Genomic DNA, 4,529 nt, shown 5'->3' on the forward strand with positions numbered 1-4,529 from the left:
TTGGAGAGGTTCTCCTCGTCCTCCATGAAGCGTTTGATCTTACGTATGGCGTCCTCGTATCCGGGTATCTGCACCTTTTCATACAAGTTCACCTTCTGAGTGGTTTTACGGCGTGCATAGTCCAGCAGCTCCATCTTGCGGTTGTAGACCTCGAACTCGATACCCAGCTGCGCCATGCGCTTCAGAATATCGACTCCGTCGGCGAACCAGACGGGCGACGAGAAAAGATCGTAGGGTTTCACCTCGAATTTCACGTCCTGCAGGACCGGCGTACGCACACCTGCGATTTTCTGTACCGAAAGTTCCACATCGGCGATACGCAGGAGGTCACAATCAAACTCTCCCCAAGCCGGTCGAGCCGACGGCGGTAATCGCCTGCGGAGTCCTTCGCCTTCTTCACCTCGGAGCGCAGGGCCGACTCCTTACTTTTGATCGTAGGGAGCGCCTTCTGCCGCATTTTCAGCTGCTTGCCGAGGTCGCCGAGCGAGGTCTTGTTATATTGAAATTTGATTGCCATCGTACGTTACGCTTCTTTCCAGTACTTTTTGATGAGTTCCTCCTTGATAGCGACCTCCTCCTTGGAGAAGTACTTCGCAAAGAGTCCCCACGCCGTGTCGAGCATCTCGGTGATGCCGATATTGACGTCGATCGAGAGCAGTTTCTCCGAATAGTCGAACGCGAATTTCAGCGTACGTTCGTCGTAATCCGAGAGGTCGAAACCGTTTTCGAGCTTGGTCTTGGCGTTGGCGGCATCGGCATACAGACGCACGCAGGCGTTCATCACCTGCGGATGGTCCTCGCGGGTCTTCTTGCCGATAACCAGCTGCTTGAGACGCGACAGCGAACGGAACGGGTCCACGATGACCTTGCCCGTATCGGAGTCGTTGCGCAGGAACAGCTGACCCTCGGTGATGTAACCCGTATTGTCGGGAATGGCGTGCGTGATGTCGCCGCCCGAAAGGGTCGTCACGGCGATGATGGTGATCGAACCGCCGTTGGGCAGCTGCACGGCCTTCTCGTAGATCTTCGCCAAGTCCGAATAAAGCGAACCGGGCATCGAGTCCTTCGACGGAATCTGGTCCATGCGGTTCGACACGATAGCCAGCGCATCGGCGTAGAGCGTCATGTCGGTCAGCAGCACCAGCACCTTCTCGCCCTTGTCCACGGCGAAGTATTCGGCGGCGGTCAGCGCCATGTCGGGAACGAGCAGACGCTCCACGGGCGGGTTCTCGGTCGTATTGACGAACGACACGATGCGGTCCAGCGCACCGGCGTTCTCGAAGACGGACTTGAAGTAGAGAAAGTCGTCGTTGGTGAGTCCCATGCCGCCCAGAATGATCTTGTCGGCCTTGGCGCGCAGGGCCACGTTGGCCATCACGGCGTTATAGGGCTGGTCGGGGTCGGCGAAGAAGGGAATCTTCTGCCCCGTGACGATCGTATTGTTGAGGTCGATGCCGGCGATACCCGTGGCGATCAGCTCCGAAGGCTGGATACGCTTGAAGGGGTTCACCGTCGGGCCGCCGATCTCGCGCGGCTCGCCCTCGACGATCTCACCGCCTTCGAGCGGCTCGCCGTAGGCGTTGAAGAAGCGGCCCGCGAGGTTGTCCGACACGCGCAGTTTCGGGGGTTCGCCGTGGAAGACGACCTCCGAATCGGTGGCGATGCCCTCGGTTCCGGAGAACACCTGCAACGTCACGTTCTCGCCCATAATTTTCACCACCTGCGCCAGCTTGCCGCCCACGGTAGCCAGTTCGTCGTTGCCGACGCCCAGCGCCCGGAGCGTCACGGTCGCCTTGGTGATGTTGTCAATCTTGGTATATATCTTCTGAAAAGCTCGTGTTGTCATGGTCTAACTTCGAACTTCTCCGACTGCCACTCCGAGTAGTTCATCTGACGGAAGAGGTTGATAAGGCCCTTGAAGAACTGCGAGCACTCCTCGAAATCGGCGAAAGCGAAATCCTTCCGGCAGATGTCGAGCACCATTTTATACATCATCTTCTGACGTTCGAGCGGACAGTTGGCGTCGATGTCGTCGAAAGCGTCCTGCTGCAGGATCACGAAGTCGAGCAGCTCCGATTTCCAGAAACGTTCGTGATACTCGACCGGAACGCCGTCGTCGCCGAGAATGTTGATCTGGTCGTTGGCCTCCTTGCCGCGCTGCACGAGGGTCTTGCCGGCATAGACGAGGTCCACCCAGTCCTTTTCGATATGCTCGTCGAGGTATTCGCGGATTTCGGGATATTCGAGGTATTTCGAATAGGATTCGAGCGGGTCGATGGCCGGGTAACGCTTCGAGTCGGCGCGGCCCTGCGAAAGCGCATAGAAGCAGCGCGCGGCCTTCTTGGTCGATTCGGTCACCGGCTCCTTGAGGTTACCGCCCGCAGGCGACACCGTACCGAGGAAGGTCACGGAACCCGTCTGGCCGTTGTTCAGTTTGACCAGACCGGCGCGCGAATAGAAGTTGGAGATGATCGCCGAAAGGTCCATCGGGAAGGCGTCCTGACCGGGCAGCTCCTCCAGACGGTTCGACATCTCGCGCAGCGCCTGCGCCCAGCGCGAAGTCGAGTCGGCCATCACCAGCACCTTGAGTCCCATCGAGCGGTAGTATTCGCCGATGGCCATGCCGGTATAGACCGACGCCTCGCGCGCCGCAACGGGCATGTTCGACGTATTGCAGATGATGATCGTACGCTCCATGAGCTTGCGGCCCGTATGGGGATCGACCAGTTCGGGGAACTCCTTGAAGATTTCGACCACCTCGTTGGCACGCTCGCCGCAGGCCACCATGATGATGATGTCGGCGTCGGCCTGCTTGGAAATGGCGTGCTGGAGCACGGTCTTGCCGGCGCCGAAAGGTCCGGGGATGAAGCCCGTACCGCCTTCGGCCATCGGATTGAAGGTGTCGATGGCGCGAACGCCCGTCTCCATCATGCGCGACGGACGCGGCTTCTCGACGTAGCAGCGCACGGCCTGCTTCACGGGCCATTTCTGAACCATCGTGACCGCATGTTCGCGGCCCTCCTCGTCGGTCAGGACGGCGATCGTGTCCGTCACCTTGTATTTCCCGGCCGCCGCCACGCTCTTGACCGTATAGTTGCCGGCCATGGTAAAGGGCACCATGATCTTATGGCTCACCCACTGCTCCTTGACTTCGCCCAGCCACGACGCGGCGGTCACCTTGTCGCCCGCCTTGGCCAGCGGAGCGAATTCCCACTCGGCGTCGAAGTCGATCGGATCGGTGATCGAACCGCGCTCGATGAACAGCCCGTCCATCTTTTCGAGGTCGTTCTGCAGACCGTCGTAGTTGCGCGACAAAAGTCCCGGCGCGAGCGTCACTTCGAGCATATGTCCCTCGAACTCGACCTTGTCGCCGATCTTGAGTCCGCGGGTGCTGTCAAAAACTTGGACATAGGCGCTGTCGCCTACGACCTTGATGACCTCGGCCATCATCTTGGTATCTCCCGCATAGACATAGCAGATCTCGTTCTGGCCTACTGCTCCGTCGGCCTTGACGATGACGATGTTGGAGATGATACCATTTACACGTCCTGTAGTTTTCATGAATATTCGTTTAGTTTCTTATTTTCATTTTTCCGGTCGCGGACCGCATTTCCGCACTTCCCGGCCGCTCCGCATCCCTCCTGCCGGAGAGACCGGTCCCGGTCCGGCGGCGCGCCGCCCGCATGTGCCGCGCGGCGGCTATATCCTGTTCACCAGCTCCCTGCCGTCCAGCTCGGCCATCAGGCGGTCGAACATTTCACGACCGCGCACGGCGTCCAGTTGCGTCCAGCGGGCCACGATATTGACGCGCGCCAGATAGGACAGAATGGTATTGATGTCGAAATAGTCGAACGTCGCCAGCTCGGTGGCCTCGTTCCAGCGGATCAGGTCGATCTTGTGCTCCTTCTCGACCAGATTCGCCTCGTCGTTCACGGCGGCGATCACGGCGTCGATGTAGGGCAGTTCGCCCCGCAGACCGAAATCGGCGGCCGAACTGCGCTCCAGCTGTTCGACCACGTCGCCCCCGCCTACGGTCACCTCCTCGGCAGGAAGCGGCTCTTGGCACGGCTGCAGGTGGCGTAATAGGCGTCGAACAGCGCGGTTTCGAAACGCTGCGCCGTATCGACCTCCTCGGCGTCCTCCCCTTCGGGATCGGCATAGGCGCGCAGCACGCGGCCCACGGCGGAGGGCAGGCGCTTGGGAGCCTTCACCTCCTCTTCCAGCTCCTCGCGCGTGAAGTTGCCCAGCGGATTGTGCGCCGAGCGCCCCGCGCGCAGCGAAGCGATATTCTCACAATCGTAGTAGCCGTACAGCAGACGCACCTGAGCCGCATCCGAAGCCGAAACGCCGTCGAGAATCTCCCCGACGATGGCTTTGGCGTCGAAACCCTTGGTGTCGGCGTCGAGGGAGTACTCCTTCAGTCCGGCTACCAGACAATAATATTCCGTTGCGAACATACGCGTTATGCCTTAAAAAGCATGTCCGAAACCTACTCGCGCAGGTATTCGCCCAGCAGGGCGTCGAAATCG

At 59.7% G+C, this 4,529-nt stretch carries 2 protein-coding genes and 2 pseudogenes; all 4 read right to left on the bottom strand.

From position 1 onward, the window contains the following. Positions 1 to 517: pseudogene (locus BHV64_RS06745) on the bottom strand (V-type ATP synthase subunit D); the annotation flags it as partial. A 6-nt stretch (positions 518 to 523) separates the two neighbouring features. Beyond that, a complete protein-coding gene (locus tag BHV64_RS06750) occupies positions 524 to 1,846 on the bottom strand; it encodes a V-type ATP synthase subunit B (RefSeq protein ID WP_009597891.1) in 1,323 nt (440 codons plus the stop codon). Beyond that, on the bottom strand, positions 1,843 to 3,561 hold the full coding sequence (locus BHV64_RS06755) for a V-type ATP synthase subunit A (protein WP_288115670.1): 1,719 nt from the start codon (positions 3,559 to 3,561) through the stop codon (positions 1,843 to 1,845). The genes BHV64_RS06750 and BHV64_RS06755 overlap by 4 nt, the downstream gene beginning before the upstream one ends. Before the next feature lie 138 nt (positions 3,562 to 3,699). Continuing rightward, positions 3,700 to 4,457 (bottom strand): annotated as a pseudogene (locus BHV64_RS13265) (DUF2764 family protein). Between the last annotated feature and the right edge of the window lie 72 nt (positions 4,458 to 4,529).

It is taken from the genome of Alistipes sp. 56_sp_Nov_56_25 (assembly GCF_001915285.1).
Lineage (GTDB): Bacteria > Bacteroidota > Bacteroidia > Bacteroidales > Rikenellaceae > Alistipes > Alistipes shahii.